The 16,624-nt window shown below is 52.9% G+C and carries 20 protein-coding genes and 1 tRNA gene; all 21 read left to right on the forward strand.

The features are described 5' to 3' along the window. The first annotated feature begins 3 nt into the window (after positions 1 to 3). The gene (locus tag PHO67_00795) at positions 4 to 2,664 is read left to right on the forward strand and encodes a pitrilysin family protein (protein ID MDD5545685.1); all 2,661 of its coding nucleotides are present in this window, start codon (positions 4 to 6) and stop codon (positions 2,662 to 2,664) included. Continuing rightward, complete coding sequence (gene amrB, locus PHO67_00800; protein ID MDD5545686.1) at positions 2,661 to 3,464, forward strand: AmmeMemoRadiSam system protein B; 804 nt, start codon at positions 2,661 to 2,663, stop codon at positions 3,462 to 3,464. Before PHO67_00795 ends, amrB begins: the two co-directional genes overlap by 4 nt. Positions 3,465 to 3,504: 40 nt before the next feature. After that, complete coding sequence (locus PHO67_00805; GenBank protein MDD5545687.1) at positions 3,505 to 3,786, forward strand: DUF1844 domain-containing protein; 282 nt, start codon at positions 3,505 to 3,507, stop codon at positions 3,784 to 3,786. Beyond that, positions 3,783 to 4,718, forward strand: coding sequence for a DNA recombination protein RmuC (locus tag PHO67_00810; GenBank protein MDD5545688.1), 936 nt, complete (start codon positions 3,783 to 3,785; stop codon positions 4,716 to 4,718). Before PHO67_00805 ends, PHO67_00810 begins: the two co-directional genes overlap by 4 nt. Beyond that, entirely contained in the window at positions 4,705 to 5,679 is a 975-nt protein-coding gene (locus PHO67_00815; GenBank protein ID MDD5545689.1) for a lysylphosphatidylglycerol synthase transmembrane domain-containing protein, read from the forward strand. Before PHO67_00810 ends, PHO67_00815 begins: the two co-directional genes overlap by 14 nt. Then, positions 5,679 to 5,843, forward strand: a complete 165-nt coding sequence (locus tag PHO67_00820) for a Trm112 family protein (GenBank protein MDD5545690.1) — start codon at positions 5,679 to 5,681, stop codon at positions 5,841 to 5,843. Before PHO67_00815 ends, PHO67_00820 begins: the two co-directional genes overlap by 1 nt. Beyond that, positions 5,840 to 6,283, forward strand: a complete 444-nt coding sequence (gene aroQ / locus PHO67_00825; protein MDD5545691.1) for a type II 3-dehydroquinate dehydratase — start codon at positions 5,840 to 5,842, stop codon at positions 6,281 to 6,283. The genes PHO67_00820 and aroQ overlap by 4 nt, the downstream gene beginning before the upstream one ends. A gap of 42 nt (positions 6,284 to 6,325) precedes the next feature. Further along, complete coding sequence (locus PHO67_00830) at positions 6,326 to 7,366, forward strand: Xaa-Pro peptidase family protein (protein MDD5545692.1); 1,041 nt, start codon at positions 6,326 to 6,328, stop codon at positions 7,364 to 7,366. After that, complete coding sequence (gene efp, locus PHO67_00835) at positions 7,350 to 7,910, forward strand: elongation factor P (GenBank protein ID MDD5545693.1); 561 nt, start codon at positions 7,350 to 7,352, stop codon at positions 7,908 to 7,910. The genes PHO67_00830 and efp overlap by 17 nt, the downstream gene beginning before the upstream one ends. A 19-nt stretch (positions 7,911 to 7,929) precedes the next feature. Next, positions 7,930 to 8,379 carry an acetyl-CoA carboxylase biotin carboxyl carrier protein gene (gene accB / locus PHO67_00840; protein ID MDD5545694.1) on the forward strand — a complete coding sequence of 150 codons (450 nt, stop codon included), beginning with the start codon at positions 7,930 to 7,932 and terminating at the stop codon, positions 8,377 to 8,379. Between the two features lie 3 nt (positions 8,380 to 8,382). Continuing rightward, the gene (gene accC, locus PHO67_00845) at positions 8,383 to 9,741 is read left to right on the forward strand and encodes an acetyl-CoA carboxylase biotin carboxylase subunit (GenBank protein MDD5545695.1); all 1,359 of its coding nucleotides are present in this window, start codon (positions 8,383 to 8,385) and stop codon (positions 9,739 to 9,741) included. Then, positions 9,738 to 10,352, forward strand: a complete 615-nt coding sequence (gene amaP, locus PHO67_00850) for an alkaline shock response membrane anchor protein AmaP (protein MDD5545696.1) — start codon at positions 9,738 to 9,740, stop codon at positions 10,350 to 10,352. Before accC ends, amaP begins: the two co-directional genes overlap by 4 nt. Before the next feature lie 25 nt (positions 10,353 to 10,377). Continuing rightward, positions 10,378 to 11,403: an ATP-dependent 6-phosphofructokinase gene (locus PHO67_00855; protein ID MDD5545697.1), complete on the forward strand. Its 1,026-nt coding sequence runs from the start codon at positions 10,378 to 10,380 to the stop codon at positions 11,401 to 11,403. A gap of 2 nt (positions 11,404 to 11,405) precedes the next feature. Continuing rightward, positions 11,406 to 11,972 carry a D-sedoheptulose 7-phosphate isomerase gene (locus tag PHO67_00860; protein ID MDD5545698.1) on the forward strand — a complete coding sequence of 189 codons (567 nt, stop codon included), beginning with the start codon at positions 11,406 to 11,408 and terminating at the stop codon, positions 11,970 to 11,972. A gap of 20 nt (positions 11,973 to 11,992) precedes the next feature. Beyond that, complete coding sequence (gene rfaE2 / locus PHO67_00865; GenBank protein ID MDD5545699.1) at positions 11,993 to 12,496, forward strand: D-glycero-beta-D-manno-heptose 1-phosphate adenylyltransferase; 504 nt, start codon at positions 11,993 to 11,995, stop codon at positions 12,494 to 12,496. Beyond that, the gene (locus tag PHO67_00870; protein MDD5545700.1) at positions 12,496 to 12,906 is read left to right on the forward strand and encodes a thiamine-phosphate pyrophosphorylase; all 411 of its coding nucleotides are present in this window, start codon (positions 12,496 to 12,498) and stop codon (positions 12,904 to 12,906) included. Before rfaE2 ends, PHO67_00870 begins: the two co-directional genes overlap by 1 nt. Further along, positions 12,903 to 13,529 (forward strand): thiamine phosphate synthase, encoded by a 627-nt coding sequence (thiE, locus tag PHO67_00875; protein MDD5545701.1) that lies wholly within the window; start codon positions 12,903 to 12,905, stop codon positions 13,527 to 13,529. The genes PHO67_00870 and thiE overlap by 4 nt, the downstream gene beginning before the upstream one ends. After that, complete coding sequence (thiC, locus tag PHO67_00880) at positions 13,526 to 14,806, forward strand: phosphomethylpyrimidine synthase ThiC (protein ID MDD5545702.1); 1,281 nt, start codon at positions 13,526 to 13,528, stop codon at positions 14,804 to 14,806. The genes thiE and thiC overlap by 4 nt, the downstream gene beginning before the upstream one ends. Then, positions 14,806 to 15,711 carry a PfkB family carbohydrate kinase gene (locus PHO67_00885; protein ID MDD5545703.1) on the forward strand — a complete coding sequence of 302 codons (906 nt, stop codon included), beginning with the start codon at positions 14,806 to 14,808 and terminating at the stop codon, positions 15,709 to 15,711. Before thiC ends, PHO67_00885 begins: the two co-directional genes overlap by 1 nt. Positions 15,712 to 15,830: 119 nt before the next feature. Beyond that, positions 15,831 to 15,906, forward strand: a tRNA-Gly gene (locus PHO67_00890). Positions 15,907 to 15,928: 22 nt separating this feature from the next. Further along, positions 15,929 to 16,609, forward strand: coding sequence for a LysM peptidoglycan-binding domain-containing M23 family metallopeptidase (locus PHO67_00895; protein MDD5545704.1), 681 nt, complete (start codon positions 15,929 to 15,931; stop codon positions 16,607 to 16,609). Positions 16,610 to 16,624: the final 15 nt, after the last annotated feature.

Genomic DNA, 16,624 nt, shown 5'->3' on the forward strand with positions numbered 1-16,624 from the left:
ATCATGAGAATTTTATATCTTTTCATACTGCTGTGTCTTATAGCCACAGCAGTTTTTATATTCCACCCGGGCGTCACTCCTCGGTACCAATACGAAGACTCGGTCCATAGTCATACCCTTGATAATGGGTTGACTGTCATAACCAAGAGCGCCCATAAGGTCCCTCTCGCCGCGGTCCGTCTTATCATAAAAGCCGGCTCGGCGACCGAAGGCAAATTTTCCGGGAGCGGAATATCCCATTTCGTCGAGCATATGCTCTTCAAGGGGACCGCCGGCCTGCCGGTCGGCGAGATAGAAAGACGCATAAAATCCTACGGCGGATATATAAACGCCCAGACCTCCCACGATACCACCGAAGTCCACCTCATCGTCAAGAGCGAATACCTGGATAAAGCGCTTTCGCTCCTGTCTGATTTCGTATTCAACGCTTCTTTCGACGAATCGGAGTTCGTAAAGGAGAAGGACGTGATCCTGAACGAGATAAGGATGGGCCGTGATGAACCGTCAAGAAGGGCCTCATACCTGTTATGGGAGTCCGCTTATCTCGTCCATCCATACAGGTATCCGGTCATCGGCTATGAGGACCTCTTAAGGCAGATAAGCAGGCAAGGCCTCGTTGAGTACCACGCGTCGAAATATACCCCGGACAATTGCGTCCTTTCCGTCGTCGGAGATATAGATGAAGCCGCCGCCCTCCGGGCGTGCGAAAATACTTTAGGTAGACTTCCGCGCAGGGCCGGCGTCGTACCGCTAAAGCCGGCCGAGCCCCTGCAGATGTCGGTCAGGAGGGCCGATGCGCAGGTAGAAGGGCTTAAGCTCTCCTACCTCCTGATAGCTTTTCACACCACAAGCCTCGCTGATAAAGACTTATATCCCATGGACCTTTTGGCCGCCGCTCTGGGGCAGGGGGAAAGCTCAAGGTTATATAACATTCTTGTCAAAGAGAAGAAACTGGCATACGCGGTGTCGTCGTCTAATTATACGCCTTTCGACCCGGGGCTGTTCGTAGTTTCCATGAGGCTTGAGGAGGGAAATATAGACGCCGCTTTGAAAGAGGTGCGCGCCGAAATAAAAAGGATAAAGGCTCATTCCCTGCGCGGCAGGGAACTGGAAAAGGTCAAAAGGTCGGTCCTGGCCGATTATATATACGGCAAGGAATCCATCGGGGCGCAAGCGAATGATTACGCCTCGGGTTACGCCTCTACCGGGGACTATAATTTTTCACGGAAATATATAGACGGCCTGGGCGCAGTGAAGCCGGCCGGGATCTCGAAGGCGGCGGCGAAATATTTGAATGATGAGAATATGACTGTTGTCACTCTCGTCCCGAAGAAGGGCGCGCCTGTCTTGGAACCGGCGGCGGGGACGCCGAAGAAAGAATTCGATGTCCGTAAAGTCGTGCTGCAAAACGGCGCGGTCGTGCTTTTTGACGTCGACCGTTCACTTCCTGTCGTTTCGATGAGCGTCGTTTTTAAGGGCGGCGTGAGGGCCGAAGACGAGAAGACGAACGGGATATCGCGCCTATTCTCCGACGTCCTGGTGAAAGGCACGTCGTCGCGTTCGGCCGAATGGCTCTCCGAGACGACCGAGTCGCGCGGAATTCTGTTCGGGGGTTTCAGCGGCAAGAATTCATTCGGCATATCGTTGAAATGCCTTAAAGAAGATTTCGGCCTTTCCCTTGGTATCGTCTCGGATATCCTGAAGAACGCGGCTTTCCCGGAAAAAGAGCTGAAGATATCGAAAGAGCAGCAACTCGCCGCTATAAGGTCGCGGGAGGACGATATCTTCGCCGTGGCCTCAAAGGAATTGATCAAGACGATATTCATATCCCATCCCTACGGGATGCCTGACTTGGGTGAAAAGGGACCGGTCTCGGCCCTGACCAGGGCAGACCTCATGGATTATTACAAACGTTATGTCGTTCCCGGGAACATGGTCGTTTCCGTATTCGGGGACATAGACGCGGCTACGCAGAAGAGGGTAGAAGAGGCATTTGGAAGCCTTAAAAAAACCGCCTTTAAGGATATAGTGACGATAAACGAGCAGGAACAGTTGGCGCCGCGCAAGGACGTAAAAGAGATGAATAAAGAGCAGGCGGTCCTCATGCTCGGCTACCCCGGCGTTGACGTCAAGAACCCGGACAGGTATGCCCTGGACGTGATAAATTCGATACTCAGCCGCGAAGGCGGAAGGCTTTATAGGGACATAAGGGAGAAGCTCGGACTCTCGTATACACTGGGTTCTTTCTCCGTATTCGGGCTCGATCCGGGTTACAACGCGTTTTATGTGGCGACCACCCCTAAAAATATCCCGGACGCCAGAAACATAATATTAGGCCATATCAGGTCCCTGAAGGCCGAGGGGCCGACCCAGGAGGAGATGGAGCTCGCGAAGAGCGACCTCCTTGGCGGGTATTTCCGGGGGATCGAGGTCAATTCCGACGTCGCCTTTAAGGCCGCGCTGGATGAGCTTTACGGCATAGGTTACGACGACATTTTCAAATATCCCGAAATGATAAAAGCGGTGGACGCGCAGGAAGTCATGCAGGTCGCGAAACGGTATTTTATCGATTCCAGGCTCAATGAAGTGATGATCCTGCCCGCAGCCGGACCGGCGAAAGCAAAAAGCCAGCCGTTAAGCGGGGCCGGAGGTAAGATAAGATGACCAGAAATCCTGCCGTAGCCGGTCAGTTCTACCCGGGCACAAAGGCGGGCCTCAGCGAAGAGATAGAAAAATACATAATCAGGGACGCCGGAAAGATAAAGGCGATCGGCGTCGTCTCTCCCCACGCGGGATATATGTATTCGGGAGCGGTTGCCGGGGCGACATTATCCTCTGTGGAATTGGCCGGGACGTGTGTTGTGATGGGCCCTAACCATACCGGCAGAGGAAGGCCTTTTTCTATAATGACCGAAGGCGTATGGAAGCTGCCTTCCGGGGATTGCGAGATAGATGAAATTCTCGCCAAGGCCATCCTGTCGAATTCAAGGCATCTGGAAGAAGATGAGGATGCCCACAGGGACGAGCATTCGGTAGAGGTCCAGATACCGTTTTTGCAGGCCCTTAAAGAGGATGTGAAGATAGTCCCTCTTGTGCTGGCCGATGCCGGGCTTGAGGTCTACAGGGATATCGGCAGGGCCGTCGCGGTATCGATAAAGAAGAGCGGCCGTCCGGCGACGGTCATCGCGAGCTCGGACATGACCCATTACGAGCCGCTCGAGGCCGCAAAAGAGAAAGACGGCAAGGCGATCGAGGCGATCATCGCCCTCGACGAAGAGGCGCTCGTCGGAGCGATAAGGAGATACCGCATCTCAATGTGCGGTTACGCCCCGGTCTGCGTCATGCTCGTGGCCGCGAAGGAGTTGGGCGCGAAGAAGGCCAAGCTCATCAAATACCAGACCAGCGGGGAAGCCTCCGGTGATTATGAAGCCGTCGTAGGCTACGGCGGGATAATCGTCTATTAACCGTTGAAGAGCGTTTAAAATAGGAGTAATATAGGCCGTTATGGAATCCCAGAACAAGATGGGCAGCGCAGGATCCGGATACGAACCGAGCTTCAGCATATTCCTGACCAGTCTCGGGATGCAAGCGATGATATTCCTCGGCGAGATGCCCAACCCGGTCAATAATGAGACCAAGGTAGAGCTCGAGCGGGCGAAATATATGATAGACACCATCGCGATGATAAAAGAAAAGACTCAGGGCAACCTCTCCGCCGAGGAGCAGAAACTTATAGACGATATACTCTACGGGTTAAGGCTTAAATACGCGGAGAAGAACAAGTGACGCTGACGGTCCTTATAATAATATTTTCGGCGATCGCTTTGGCGTCTATGGTGATATCCTTATATCTTTTTACGAAACTGCGCCATCTCCCCAAAGATATATCCGCCGGCGTGACCGGCGCGATGCAGGCCACTACCGGCGCGATAGGAGATATGAACAGGAGCCTTGGTGAGATCAAGACGAGAGGAGAACGGCTCGAGGAGTTCGGTAAGGCGATAAACGAAATAGGCAGCCTGCTCAAGCCGCCGCAGATGCGCGGTATGACCGGCGAGGTGCTCCTGGAGAAGATGCTCTCGGACATGCTTCCGTCCGGGAATTACCAGATGAAGTATTCATTCCGGTCCGGAGACCAGGTCGACGCGATCATAAAATTCCGCGAGTTCATCCTTCCAATCGATTCGAAGTTCCCGCTGGACAGCTTCAGGCGGATGCTCGAATGCGAATCCGAGGATGATAAGCGCAGGTGTTTCAGGGAATTCGTCCAGGCCGTCAAGAAGCAGGTGGATAATATAGCGAAAAAATATATTGCGCCGAATGAAAAGACATTCGAGTTCGCGCTCATGTATGTCCCGTCGGAGAGTGTCTATTATGAGGCGATAGTGCGGGACAAGCAATTCGGGGAAGAGACGTCGCTTCTCTCGTACGCGACCAAGAACAGGGTATATATAGTCTCGCCGTCAACTCTCTATCCGTATATCTCGACGATAGTCCACGGCCTGAAGGCGTTCAAGATAGAGGAGAACGCCAAGCAGATCCTCGAGAGGATAGGCTCGCTCAGGAAGGATTTCGAGGATTTTAAGACGGTATTCGATATAGTAGGCGCGCATTTGAGCGACGCCCATAAGAAGTATATGTCTGACGCGGCGCACAAATTAGCCAAGGTCGAAGCGGACCTCTCGTCGCTCGAGCTGAGGCATAATGATGAAAAATAAGTTATCCATCCTCCTCAGGGCGTCCGTAAGCCTGGTCCTGGTCGGTGTCCTGGTCTGGGTCTTCAGGAAAGATATACCCGGCATAGCGGCAGTTTTAAAGAGCGTGAACCCTTATTATTACCTGGCGGCGGTATTATTCAATATAGCCGCCGTGGTGGTGGTCTCGGAAAGGCTTCGCATAATCCTCGGCGTGCAAAAGCTCAAACTCAGCCTGGGAGAGGCGGTATATCTTAGTTTTATAGGGAACTTTTTCAACAATTTCCTTCCCACGTCGATAGGCGGGGACCTCGTCAAGGCCTATTACGCCACAAAGAAGAGCGATAGGAAGCTCGAATCTTTTTCCGCAGTCTTCTTCGACAGGTTCTTCGGCTTCTTGTCGATCGGGCTGCTGGCTTTTCTCGGCGTCCTGCTCATGAACGGACGCATCAAGGACCCCCAGGTATTCTGGGGCTGCCTGGTCTTTTCAGTGGTCGTGCTGGTGACGTTCGTCCTGTTCCTCAACAAGACTATAACCAAGGCCATATTCTCGAGGCTGCTGCATCTTCCCGCCTTCCAGAAAGATTCGAAATTGCGCAAATTATACAACGCCCTCAATGCCTATAAGGAGCATAAGTTCATAATCGCGAAAGTCATCCTGATATCCCTGGCGGCGCAAGTCCTCTCCGTGGTATTATTATATTGCATAGTCAGGGGAATCTCCCAGGACATAGCCTTCCTTAACCTTCTATTGGTGATGCCGCTCGTTTCGGTCGCCTCGATGATACCTTCGATAAACGGTCTGGGGGTAAGGGAAGGCGCCTTTGTCATCTTTTTGGGCGAGTTCATAAGCAAGGAGAGCGCGGCGGCGGTTTCAATATTGTTTTTAGGGATCATTCTGATAACGAGTTTTATAGGAGGGGTACTCTACCTTTTTTCAGGGAAGCTTTATAAAGTACCGATAAAGATAAAGGAGTTTGTTTGATGGACGAAAAACTTATTAAGATCCTCGCGTGCCCTAAGTGTAAGTCCGGCGTGGAATTCATGAATGATAAGATAATTTGCAAAAATCCCGAATGTGGGTTAAAATATCCTGTGAAAGACGGGATCCCTGTGATGCTGATCGAGGAGGCCGAAAAGCAAAGATGAAGAAAATACTCGTAATACATGGTCCTAACCTTGACCTGCTCGGACAACGCGAGCCCGGAGTATACGGGAAGGTCACGCTCAAGCAGATAGACGCGGAATTGCGGAAGATCGCGAAAGCCGAAAAGATTGCCCTCGAGGCGTTCCAGTCCAACCACGAAGGCGAGATAGTAGAGAAGATAGGGAAGGCGAAGGGTAAATTCGACTGCATACTCATAAATCCCGCCGCTTACACCCATACCTCGGTCGCGATAAGGGACGCGATCTCCGCGGTCTCGATACCTGTGGTGGAAGTCCACCTTTCGAACATCTACGCCCGGGAAGAGTTCCGGCATACCTCGCTTATATCCCCAGTCGCCGTAGGCCAGGTCAGCGGTTTCGGCCTCGACAGCTACAGGCTCGGCCTTAAAGCCGCGATAGAGATAGCCAAAAAAAAGAAATAGCAAGGACTCGACTTGACCCCATATCATAAGCGCCAAAAAAAGTTGTCCGCCATTTTGCGCCGACAGGGCATAGACTCGTTTTTTGTCAGCAAGCCGGAGAATGTCCGCTACATGAGCGGATACGGCGGCGACGATGCCTACCTTTTATTCGCAAAGTCCAAAAAGTACTTCATTACCGATTCGCGATACTATTTGCAGGCAAAAAAGGACGTGAAAAGTTTTAAGATAATCATCGCTAAAGTGCCGGTCTCCCGGCTCCTGGCGGAGATCTTGGCAAAGTCAAAGGCCGGGAAGACGGCTTTTGAAGCGGGGCAACTGCCTTATGCGGCCTATAAACGTATAGCCGGGAAACTGGCGGAGAAGGGTATAAGATTCCTGCCGCTCGAAGGCGCGGTAGAGGGATTAAGGCAGGTGAAAGACGCGCCGGAGATAGCCCTTATCAGGGATTCGATAGCCATACTTGAGAACGCGGTCCTGTATTTCGAGTCTATCCTGAAGCCGGGCCTAAGCGAGAATGACCTCGCTTCCAAGACAGAGTATTTCATCAGGGCCGCTAGCGGGGAATGGGCCTCTTTTGAGATAATAGTCGCCTCGGGCAAGAACAGCGCGTTCCCCCACGCCAGGCCGGGCGACCGTATAATAAAGCCTAACGATATGGTTTTATTGGACTTAGGTGTGAGCTACGAAGGCTACAAATCCGACTTGACACGGGTATTCTTTTTGGGTAAAATTAATACAAAGCAGAAGAAGATTTACGGCATAGTAAAAGAGGCGCAGAGACGCTCAGTCAAGGCTATCAAGCCCGGCGCGAAGATATCTGAGATAGATGGAATTGCGCGGGGCTTTATTAACGCTAAGGGATTCGGAAGCGGATTCGGCCATGCCCTTGGCCACGGCATAGGGCTTGAGGTCCACGAGAGCCCGTCCGTCTCCAGCAGGAACCACGCAAAGATCAAACCGGGAATGGTATTCACAATAGAGCCAGCCATCTACCTGCCCGATTGGGGCGGTATCCGGATAGAGGATATGGTACTGGTCACAAAGAAAGGGTGCGAGGTATTGACAGATGATATCGACAAGTGATATTAAAAACGGCTTAACGGTCAAAATAGACGGAGAACTTTTTCAAGTCATAGAGTTCCAGCACGTGAAACCCGGCAAGGGCGGAGCTTTTGTAAAAACGAAGCTGCGCAGCTTGTCTTCCGGAAATGTCCTGCCCAGGACGTTCCGTTCGGGTGATAAGCTCGAGGACGCGTTCATCGAATATAAAAAACTCCAGTTCAGCTACGTCGCCGGCGATGAGTACCACTTCATGGAAGAAAAGACCTTTGAGCAGTTCCAGATGACCTCCAAGCAGCTGGGCGACGTCACCCATTACCTGAAAGAGAACATGGTGGTCAACGCCTCTTTCTACGAAGGTAAGTTGATGAGCGTAGAAGCCCCCATGTTCGTCGAGCTGGCCGTAGTGGAAGCCGATCCCGGCCTCAAGGGCGATACGGCCAAGAGCGGCACAAAAGCGGTAAAACTCGAGACCGGATATTCCATACAAGTCCCGTTATTCGTAAATACAGGCGACATCCTTAAGATAGATACCCGCACAGGCGATTACGTCGAGAGAGCCAAATAAAAGCCCAAAGGGGGATAAGATGAACGTAAAAGAACTCAAAGAGATGATAGCCCTGATGAACGAGAACGGCCTGACCGAAATAGAGATCGAGAGGGAAGGCCAGAGGATCAGGCTGAAGAAAGGATTCTCCGGGGCGCCCGAAGTGACCCAGGAGGGAGTATTTATCCAGCCCCAGCAGGGCCCTATCCTGGCCGTGCCGCATAAAGAACCGGAACCTGTGAAATCAAACCTTATAGAGATAAAAGCTCCTATGGTCGGGACCTTCTACAGGGCGCCCGCGCCTGACGCGCCCGCGTTCGTCGAGGAAGGCAGCATGATAGAGCCCGGCCAGGTGATATGCATCGTCGAAGCGATGAAGCTCATGAATGAGATAAAGTCGGAAGTCAAAGGCAAGGTCGTCAATATCCTTGTCGAGAACGCGCAACCCGTTGAATTCGGCCACGTGCTCTTCCTTATCGAGCCCGCATAAAAAATGTTCTCAAAAATATTGATAGCCAACCGCGGAGAAGTCGCCCTGAGGATCATAAGGGCGTGCAAGGACATGGGGATAAAGTCCGTCGCCGTATATTCCGAGGCGGATAAAGACTCCCTCCATGTGAAATTTGCCGACGAGGCCATCTGCATAGGCGCCGCGGCGCCGGCAGGCAGCTACCTTAACATACCCAGCATTATAAGCGCCGCCGAGATATCCGATGTCGAGGCGATACATCCCGGATACGGGTTCCTTGCCGAGAACGCCCATTTCGCCGAAGTCTGCGAATCGTGCAATATTAAATTTATAGGCCCTACGCCTGAAGCCATGCGCCTCATGGGCGACAAGATGGCGGCAAAAGATACCATGAGGAAGGCCGGGCTTCCTATCATACCCGGCAGTTTGTCGGTAGTAAAAGAGAAGGAAGAGGCCCTCAGGGTCGCGCATAAATTGCAGTACCCGGTCATCGTAAAGGCGGCCGCAGGCGGCGGCGGGCGCGGGATGCGTATCGCGCACAACGACGTCAGGCTTGTCAGCGTCCTGATGACCTGCCAGACCGAGGCCGAGGCCGCGTTCGGTAATCCGGCGGTATATATCGAGAAGTATGTTCCCAACCCGAGGCACGTGGAGTTCCAGATAGTCGCGGACAAGTACGGCCACGTCGTACATCTCGGCGAGAGGGACTGCACGATACAAAGGCGCCACCAGAAACTGCTGGAGGAATCCCCTTCACCGGCGGTCGATCCCAAACTTAGGAAGAAGATGGGAGATGCCGCGGTAAAAGGCGCGAAGGCGGGGAATTACACGAATGTCGGCACGATAGAGTTCCTCCTGGATGAAAACGATAATTATTATTTCATGGAGATGAATACGAGGATCCAGGTCGAGCATCCGGTCACCGAGATGGTCACCGGAATAGACCTCGTAAAGGAGCAGATAAAGATCGCGGCCGGAGAGAGGCTGTCCTACAGCCAGGATGACATCAAATTCAGCGGCCACGCTATCGAATGCCGCATAAACGCAGAGGACGCGGACAATAACTTCATGCCATGCCCGGGTAAAGTCACGTTCTTCCATGCGCCGGGCGGGCCGGGCGTGCGCGTAGATTCGCACGTCTACCAGGGATATACGATACCGCCTTTTTACGATTCGATGATAGCCAAGCTTATAACTTACGGCAAGAACAGGTCCGAGGCTATACAGGTGATGCAGAGGGCCCTCTCGGAATTCACCATCGAGCCCATCAAGACGACGATAGATTTCCACAAGCGCCTCACCGCAGATCCCGCGTTCCTTCGCGGTGAGGTCACGACCGAATTCATAGAAAAGAAGATGTCAGAAAAGGAGGCCGCACAATGAAAATATTGAACAGGTTAACGATGATGTTTTTCCTAATAGTCTTTATCACGATCGGTCTCTTCCTTATTGCCGTATCCATAAGGTCTGTGGAGAGCGAACCGATAATGAACGCACTCGACTCGATCAACGCCTCTACGACTTTGCGGATCGGGGTGGGAGCGGTCGGTTTTCTTCTCATCGTGATATCATGGGCGAGCTACCAGTTTACGGTCGCGCGCATCCAGAGGCAGAAGAACATAGCGTTCAACAATCCCGACGGCCAGGTTTCCATCTCGCTTTCGGCGATAGAGGAGTTCATAAGGAAGATAGGTTCGTCCCTTCCCGAGGTCAAGGAGATGAAGTCGGATTGCATAGCGACCAAGAAGGGCATCGATATATCCACCAAGGTCATATTCTGGGCCGACGCGAACATCCCCGAGTCCACGGAAAAGATACAGGGCCTCGTGAAGGCGAAGATACAGGAGATGCTCGGCATAGACGAGCCGATCATAATAAAGATACACGTCACAAAGATAGCGACCCGTCCCGACGCCAAACCCGCGGCAAAAAAGGGCAAGGACAAGGATGATGTGAGCATTCCGTTCGGCGGGTTCGATTACAGGAACGAATAAAAAAGACAAAAGGAGGAAGCACCGGATGAAAAGGTTGGGAATACTTACCGGCGGCGGGGACTGTCCGGGTTTGAACCCCGTCATCAGGGCGGCGGTCAAGAAGGCTTATGCGGAAGGATATGAAGTCATAGGTTTTAAGAACGGCTGGAAAGGCCTCATAGAAGGGGATGTGATACCTCTGGACCTGCGTTCGGTATCCGGGATCCTCCCGAAAGGCGGCACGATATTAGGCACTTCAAGGACCAACCCCTACAAGCAGGAAGGAGCTGTCCAGAAAGTAAAAGATAATTTCAAAAAGTTCGAGCTCGACGCCCTGATAGCCATAGGCGGCGAGGACACTCTCGGCGTCGCAAATAAACTTGTGAAAGAAGGCCTGAAGGCTGTGGGCGTAGCGAAGACTATAGATAATGACCTCAACGAGACCGATTTTACGTTCGGTTTCGATACCGCGGTGAATATAGTAATGGAATGCATCGACAGGCTGCACACTACGGCGGAGAGCCACAACAGGATCATGATTGCTGAAGTCATGGGCCGCCATGCCGGCTGGATCGCGATGTACGCGGGTATCGCCGGGGGCGCGGACGTGATATTGATCCCTGAGATCCCGATCAATATCGACGATGTATGCGCTATAATCAAGAAACGCCACGAGCGCGGCAAGAATTTCTCGATCGTCGTAGTCGCGGAAGGCGCAAAGTTCGGGGATGAGGAGATACTCCAGACCGAGAAGCTCGATGAGTTCGGGCATGTAAGGCTGGGAGGGATCGGCCAGCGCCTCGGCGAATTAATAGAGAAGAAGACGGGTTTTGAGACGAGGGTTACCGTGCTCGGGCACATCCAGCGCGGCGGTTCTCCTACGGCGTTTGACAGGGTCCTGGGCACCAGGTTTGGCGTCAAGGCCGTTGAACTTATCATGCAGGGAAAATTCGGTTATATGGCCAGCCTCCAGGGAAACAAAATAAAGGAAGTCCCGATCGATAAAGCCGTCGGCACCTTAAAGACGGTCGACAAGGATTTCTACGATATGGCAAAGACATTCTTCGGTTGAAAATGAAAAAAAAGATAGAAAGCATACTGGAAGAGAGCATCTCCGTAAAGAAAGACCTCCTGGTGTCGCAGGCCGGCGCTATCGAAAAAGCCGCCGACGCTGTCATCAAGTCGCTGAAGTCCGGCGGCAAGGTCATAATCTTCGGCAACGGCGGAAGCGCCGCGGACAGCCAGCATATGGCGGCTGAACTCGTCGGGAAATTCCTGAAGGAGAGGAAGGGGGTCCCGGCGGTAGCCCTGACCACCAACACCTCGATAATTACGGCGATAGCCAACGACTATTCTTATGATGAGGTGTTTTCGCGCCAACTCGACGCGATCGCGGGAAACAACGATGTGGCGGTCGGGATCTCAACGAGCGGGAACGCGAAGAACGTCATCAAGGCGGTAGAACTCGCAAATAAAAAGGGCCTGGTTACGGTCGCGCTCACGGGACGCGACGGAGGCGGTCTGGCCAGGATAGCGAATATCCCAATAATAGTCCCTTCCGGGTCTACTCCGAGGATCCAGGAAGCCCACGTCACGGTTGTCCATATCCTCTGCCAGTTGGCAGAAGAGGCGTTGTTCTAATTTACCGGCGGGGTCCCATAATGACGGAAAAAAAGATAACCTCCTTTTCGAAGTTAAAGGCTCTTGCATCAAGACTTCGCGCAAAAGGCAAAAGGATCGTCTTTACGAACGGGTGTTTCGACATCCTGCACGCAGGGCACGTGAAATACCTTGAGAAGGCCAGGTCCCTCGGGGATGTCCTGGTCCTGGGGCTCAACAGTGATCGTTCGGTAAAAAAGATAAAAGGCCCGTCGCGCCCCATAATCCCCCAAAAAGACAGGGCCGCGGTCGTTGCTTCCCTCGGCTTTGTTGACTATGTGGTAATATTCGGCGATGCCACGCCCCTGAAACTCATAAAGGCGGTAAGGCCCTACGTGCTCGTTAAGGGAGCGGACTGGAAAGTAGGCAAGATCGTCGGCGCCGACCTCGTGAAGTCCTACGGAGGGAAAGTCGTCGCTATACCGCTGGTGAAGGGCAGGTCCACTACCGGGCTTATCCGCAGGATATTAAACACTGCGGATATCCGCGGTGCAAGAAGATCTTAATGAAAGAGAAGCTTTACAGGATAATTGACGCGAACCTCAACAGGTCGAGGGAAGGCTTAAGGGTCTGTGAGGAGATCGCGAGATTCGTGCTGGACGACGCGTCCCTCATGAGGGATCTCAAAGGCCTGCGCCACGGCATTTCAGGCTGCATCAAACTCTACCCGGTCAGACTGCGCGGAATTATATCGGCGCGCGATACCGATGGCGATGTAGGGCGGGGCAGGCAGGCGATCGAGAGGAAGAGAACCGGATGGAAGGAGATCTCGATAGCCAATATGGAGCGCGTCAAGGAATCCCTCCGCGTCCTGGAAGAATTCTCAAAGCTCATAGACGGAAAGATAGCCGACAGGTTCAAGAGGCTCAGGTTCAAGGCGTATAACGCCGAGAAGAGGCTCGTCTCGAGGTTTTGACCTTGCGTGATTTCAGGCTTTACGTGATCATAGATAAGAAGGCGGTCAAGGGCCGCGACCTGGCCTATGCGGCGAAGGAAGCGATAGCCGGAGGCGCGGACGTGATACAATTCCGCGACAAGGAATCTGACGCCGCGGATGTAGTCGAGGCCGGCCGCGCGATGCGTGAGGCGATAGGAAAAGACGAGGCCATATTCATCGTTAACGACAGCCCGGATATCGCGTTAGCCATCGATGCCGACGGCGTGCATCTCGGCCAGGAAGATATGCCGGTAATCGGCGCCCGCTCCATATTAGGCAGGGGCAAGATAATAGGCCTATCGACGCATTCGCTCGAACAGGCGCGCGCGGCGCAAAACAGCGGCGCGGATTATATAGGAGTGGGGCCGGTATTTTCTACGCCTACCAAGCCCGGATATAAAGCGGTCGGGCTCGATCTGATAGAACAAGTAAATAATATGAAAGGCCTTCCTTTTGTCGCTATCGGCGGTATCGACGAGACGAATATCGGCGAAGTTATAGCGGCCGGCGCATCAAGGGTTGCCGTAGTAAGGGCGGTATGCGGCGCGGAAGATATCAGGAAAGCGGCAAAAAGATTGAAGGATAAACTCACCAAAAGATGACCCAATTAGAGTCGGCAAAAAGAGGCAAGATCACGCCCGAGATGAGGCTGGTCGCGAAAGCGGAAGGCCTCGACTTGAAACTGCTCGTAAGGAAGATATCTTCAGGCAGGATCGTCATACCCTCCAATATCCTCAGGAAGAAGGGAAGGGTCTGCGGCATCGGCGAAGGGTTAAAGACCAAGATAAACGCCAATATCGGGACATCCCAGGGTTCTTCGAAGATATCGGCTGAGCTGAAGAAACTGAAGGTCGCGGTCGATAACGGCGCAGATGCCGTAATGGACCTTTCGACCGCGGGAGACCTGCGAGCTATCAGGAAGGCTATACTCAGGGCTTCGCCCGTGCCTGTAGGGACAGTCCCTATTTACGAAGCGGCTGTCGGCGCGGACCGCAGGAAGAGGCCTATCTATTCCATGACGGCGGATGAGATGTTCGCCGTGATTGAGGGTCAGGCGGGGGAAGGTGTGGATTTTTTTACTATCCATTGCGGCGTTACAAGGAAAGCGGTGGATTGCCTTAAGAGACAGGGCAGGGTGATAGGCGTCGTCAGCAGGGGCGGCGCCATAATGGTTGAATGGATGGCGCATAACCGCCGCGAGAATCCCTTTTATGAGGAGTTTGACAGGGTACTGGAGATCGCGCGCAAATACGACGTCACTTTAAGCCTGGGCGACGGAATGAGGCCGGGATGCCTTGCCGACGCCAGCGACAGGGCGCAGATACAGGAGTTAATGACCCTTGGCGAACTTTCCGTGAGGGCTAAACGGGCCGGCGTCCAGGTAATGATAGAAGGGCCCGGGCACGTCCCGATCAACCAGATCGAAGCAAATATCATGCTGGAGAAAGACCTTTGCCACGGCGCGCCGTTTTATGTCTTAGGCCCGTTGGTGACGGACATAGCGCCCGGCTACGACCATATAACATCGGCGATAGGCGGAGCGCTTGCGGCCGCCCACGGCGCTGATTTCATCTGCTACGTCACGCCTTCCGAACATCTCGGTCTGCCTTCGGTCGAAGACGTGAAGACAGGCGTCATCTCCGCCCGGATAGCCGCGCACGCGGCGGATGTAGCCAAGGGGGTAAAAGGCGCGCTCGATCGGGACATCGCCATATCTGCCGCCCGCAAGAAGAGGGATTGGAAGAAACAATTCGCCCTGGCCATCGACCCGTCGCGCGCGAAGGAATACAGGAACCGTTCCAAGCCGGCGGCGAAAGATGTCTGCACGATGTGCGGGCAATATTGTTCAATGAAAATATCGGAGGAATACCTGGGATAATGTCACTCTTGGTCGTAGGCTCAATAGCCTTGGATTCGATAAAGACCCCGTTCGGAAAGGTGGATGAGGCGCTCGGCGGTTCGGCAGTATATTTCTCCTGCGCCGCTACGTTCTTTAATTCGGCGCGGCTAGTCGGAGTGGTGGGCGCCGATTTCCCGAAAAAATATATTCAATTGCTGGAAAAGAGGGGCGTAGATGTCACGGGGCTCAAGATTGACGGGGGAAAGACCTTCCGGTGGAAAGGCGAATACGGGTTCGACCTCAACACTGCTCACACGATTTATACTTACCTTAACGTGTTCGCCGATTTCAAGCCGGAGATCCCCGCGGAATACCGGGACTCCGATAATGTCTTCCTGGCGAATATCGACCCTTCGTTACAACTGGATGTCCTGAAGCAGGTCGACGACCCGCGCCTTATCGCCTGCGATACGATGAACTACTGGATAGAGAACAAGCCGAAGGAGCTTAAAAAACTCCTGAAGCACGTCCATATATTTTTCGCTAATGACAAGGAAGCGCGCGAGTTTTCCGGCGAACTTAACCTCCTCAAGGCCGCAAGATATATATTTTCTTGCGGGCCGAAAATTGCTATAATAAAAAAAGGCGAACACGGCGTTCTTTGTATCTCAAAAGATTTCATCTTTTCCTATCCCGCGTATATCCTTGAAGACCCGTTCGACCCGACCGGCGCCGGCGATACCTTCGCCGGAGGGTTCATGGGTTATCTCAGTAAAGCGAAGAGGATCGACGAGACGGTGCTGCGCAAGGGATGTGCCTACGGGACCATCCTTGCCTCATTCGCGGTCGAGGATTTCAGCGTCAACCGGATATTGAAGTTGACGGAAAAAGATATACAGGGCAGATATAAGAAATTCAAGATGCTCATGCATCTAGCCGATTGATTATGTGGTATGCTGTAACGGTTTTTCTTCCGATTAGGAAAGGGGTTCTGTAAAGGGTAAAACAACGTTTTCCCCTTTACGACAAATTCGCCCAGATTGGGCGATACGAATTTGTCCAAGCGGGTGTAGTTCAGTTGGTAGAACGTCAGCTTCCCAAGCTGAATATCGTGGGTTCGAGTCCCATCACCCGCTCCATTTTTAGGATGGTGTATCATAAATGTCTTATTTTAGGGTTTTATTTATAACTATTCTTATCCTCTCCCTGGCGGGCTGCGCGGAGACCCCGGTCATTAAGCCGCCGAAAGAAGGCCTGCCAGTCCACGCTAAAGGCGGGACTTACCACAGGGTCGTAAAGGGTGAGACGCTTTGGAGGATAGCGAAGAATAACGGCGTAGACCTCGAGACACTTGTCGAGGCGAACGGCCTGGCGGACGCCGGGAATATAAAGGTCGGACAGGATATACTCATACCCGCTAAACCCGCACAACCCGTGTCGAATATCACGCCTATCCCCGTGTACTCAAAAGAGGATTTTATCTGGCCGGTCAAGGGCAAAGTCATCTCGTCGTTCGGACAGAAGAGAGGGTCGACGCCGAATAAAGGGGTAGATATCCAGGCGCGGGAAGGTACGGCGGTCATCGCCTCCAGGAGCGGCAGGGTCATATTCAGCGATGATAAAGTAAGGGGTTTCGGGAAGACTGTCATACTGGACCATGGCGACGGCATCCAGACGGTTTATTCGCATAATTCCGAGATACTTGTCAGGATAGGTGAAGATGTCAGGCAGGCGCAACCGGTGGCTAAAGTCGGCTCCGGGGGAAGGGGCAATTCCCCGTACCTGCATTTTGAGATAAGAAAGAGGCATAAGCCTCAGAACCCATTTTATTACTTGTCTTAAGCCAGGAAGGTTTTA

Source organism: Candidatus Omnitrophota bacterium, assembly GCA_028716565.1.
GTDB lineage: Bacteria > Omnitrophota > Gorgyraeia > Pluralincolimonadales > Pluralincolimonadaceae > Pluralincolimonas.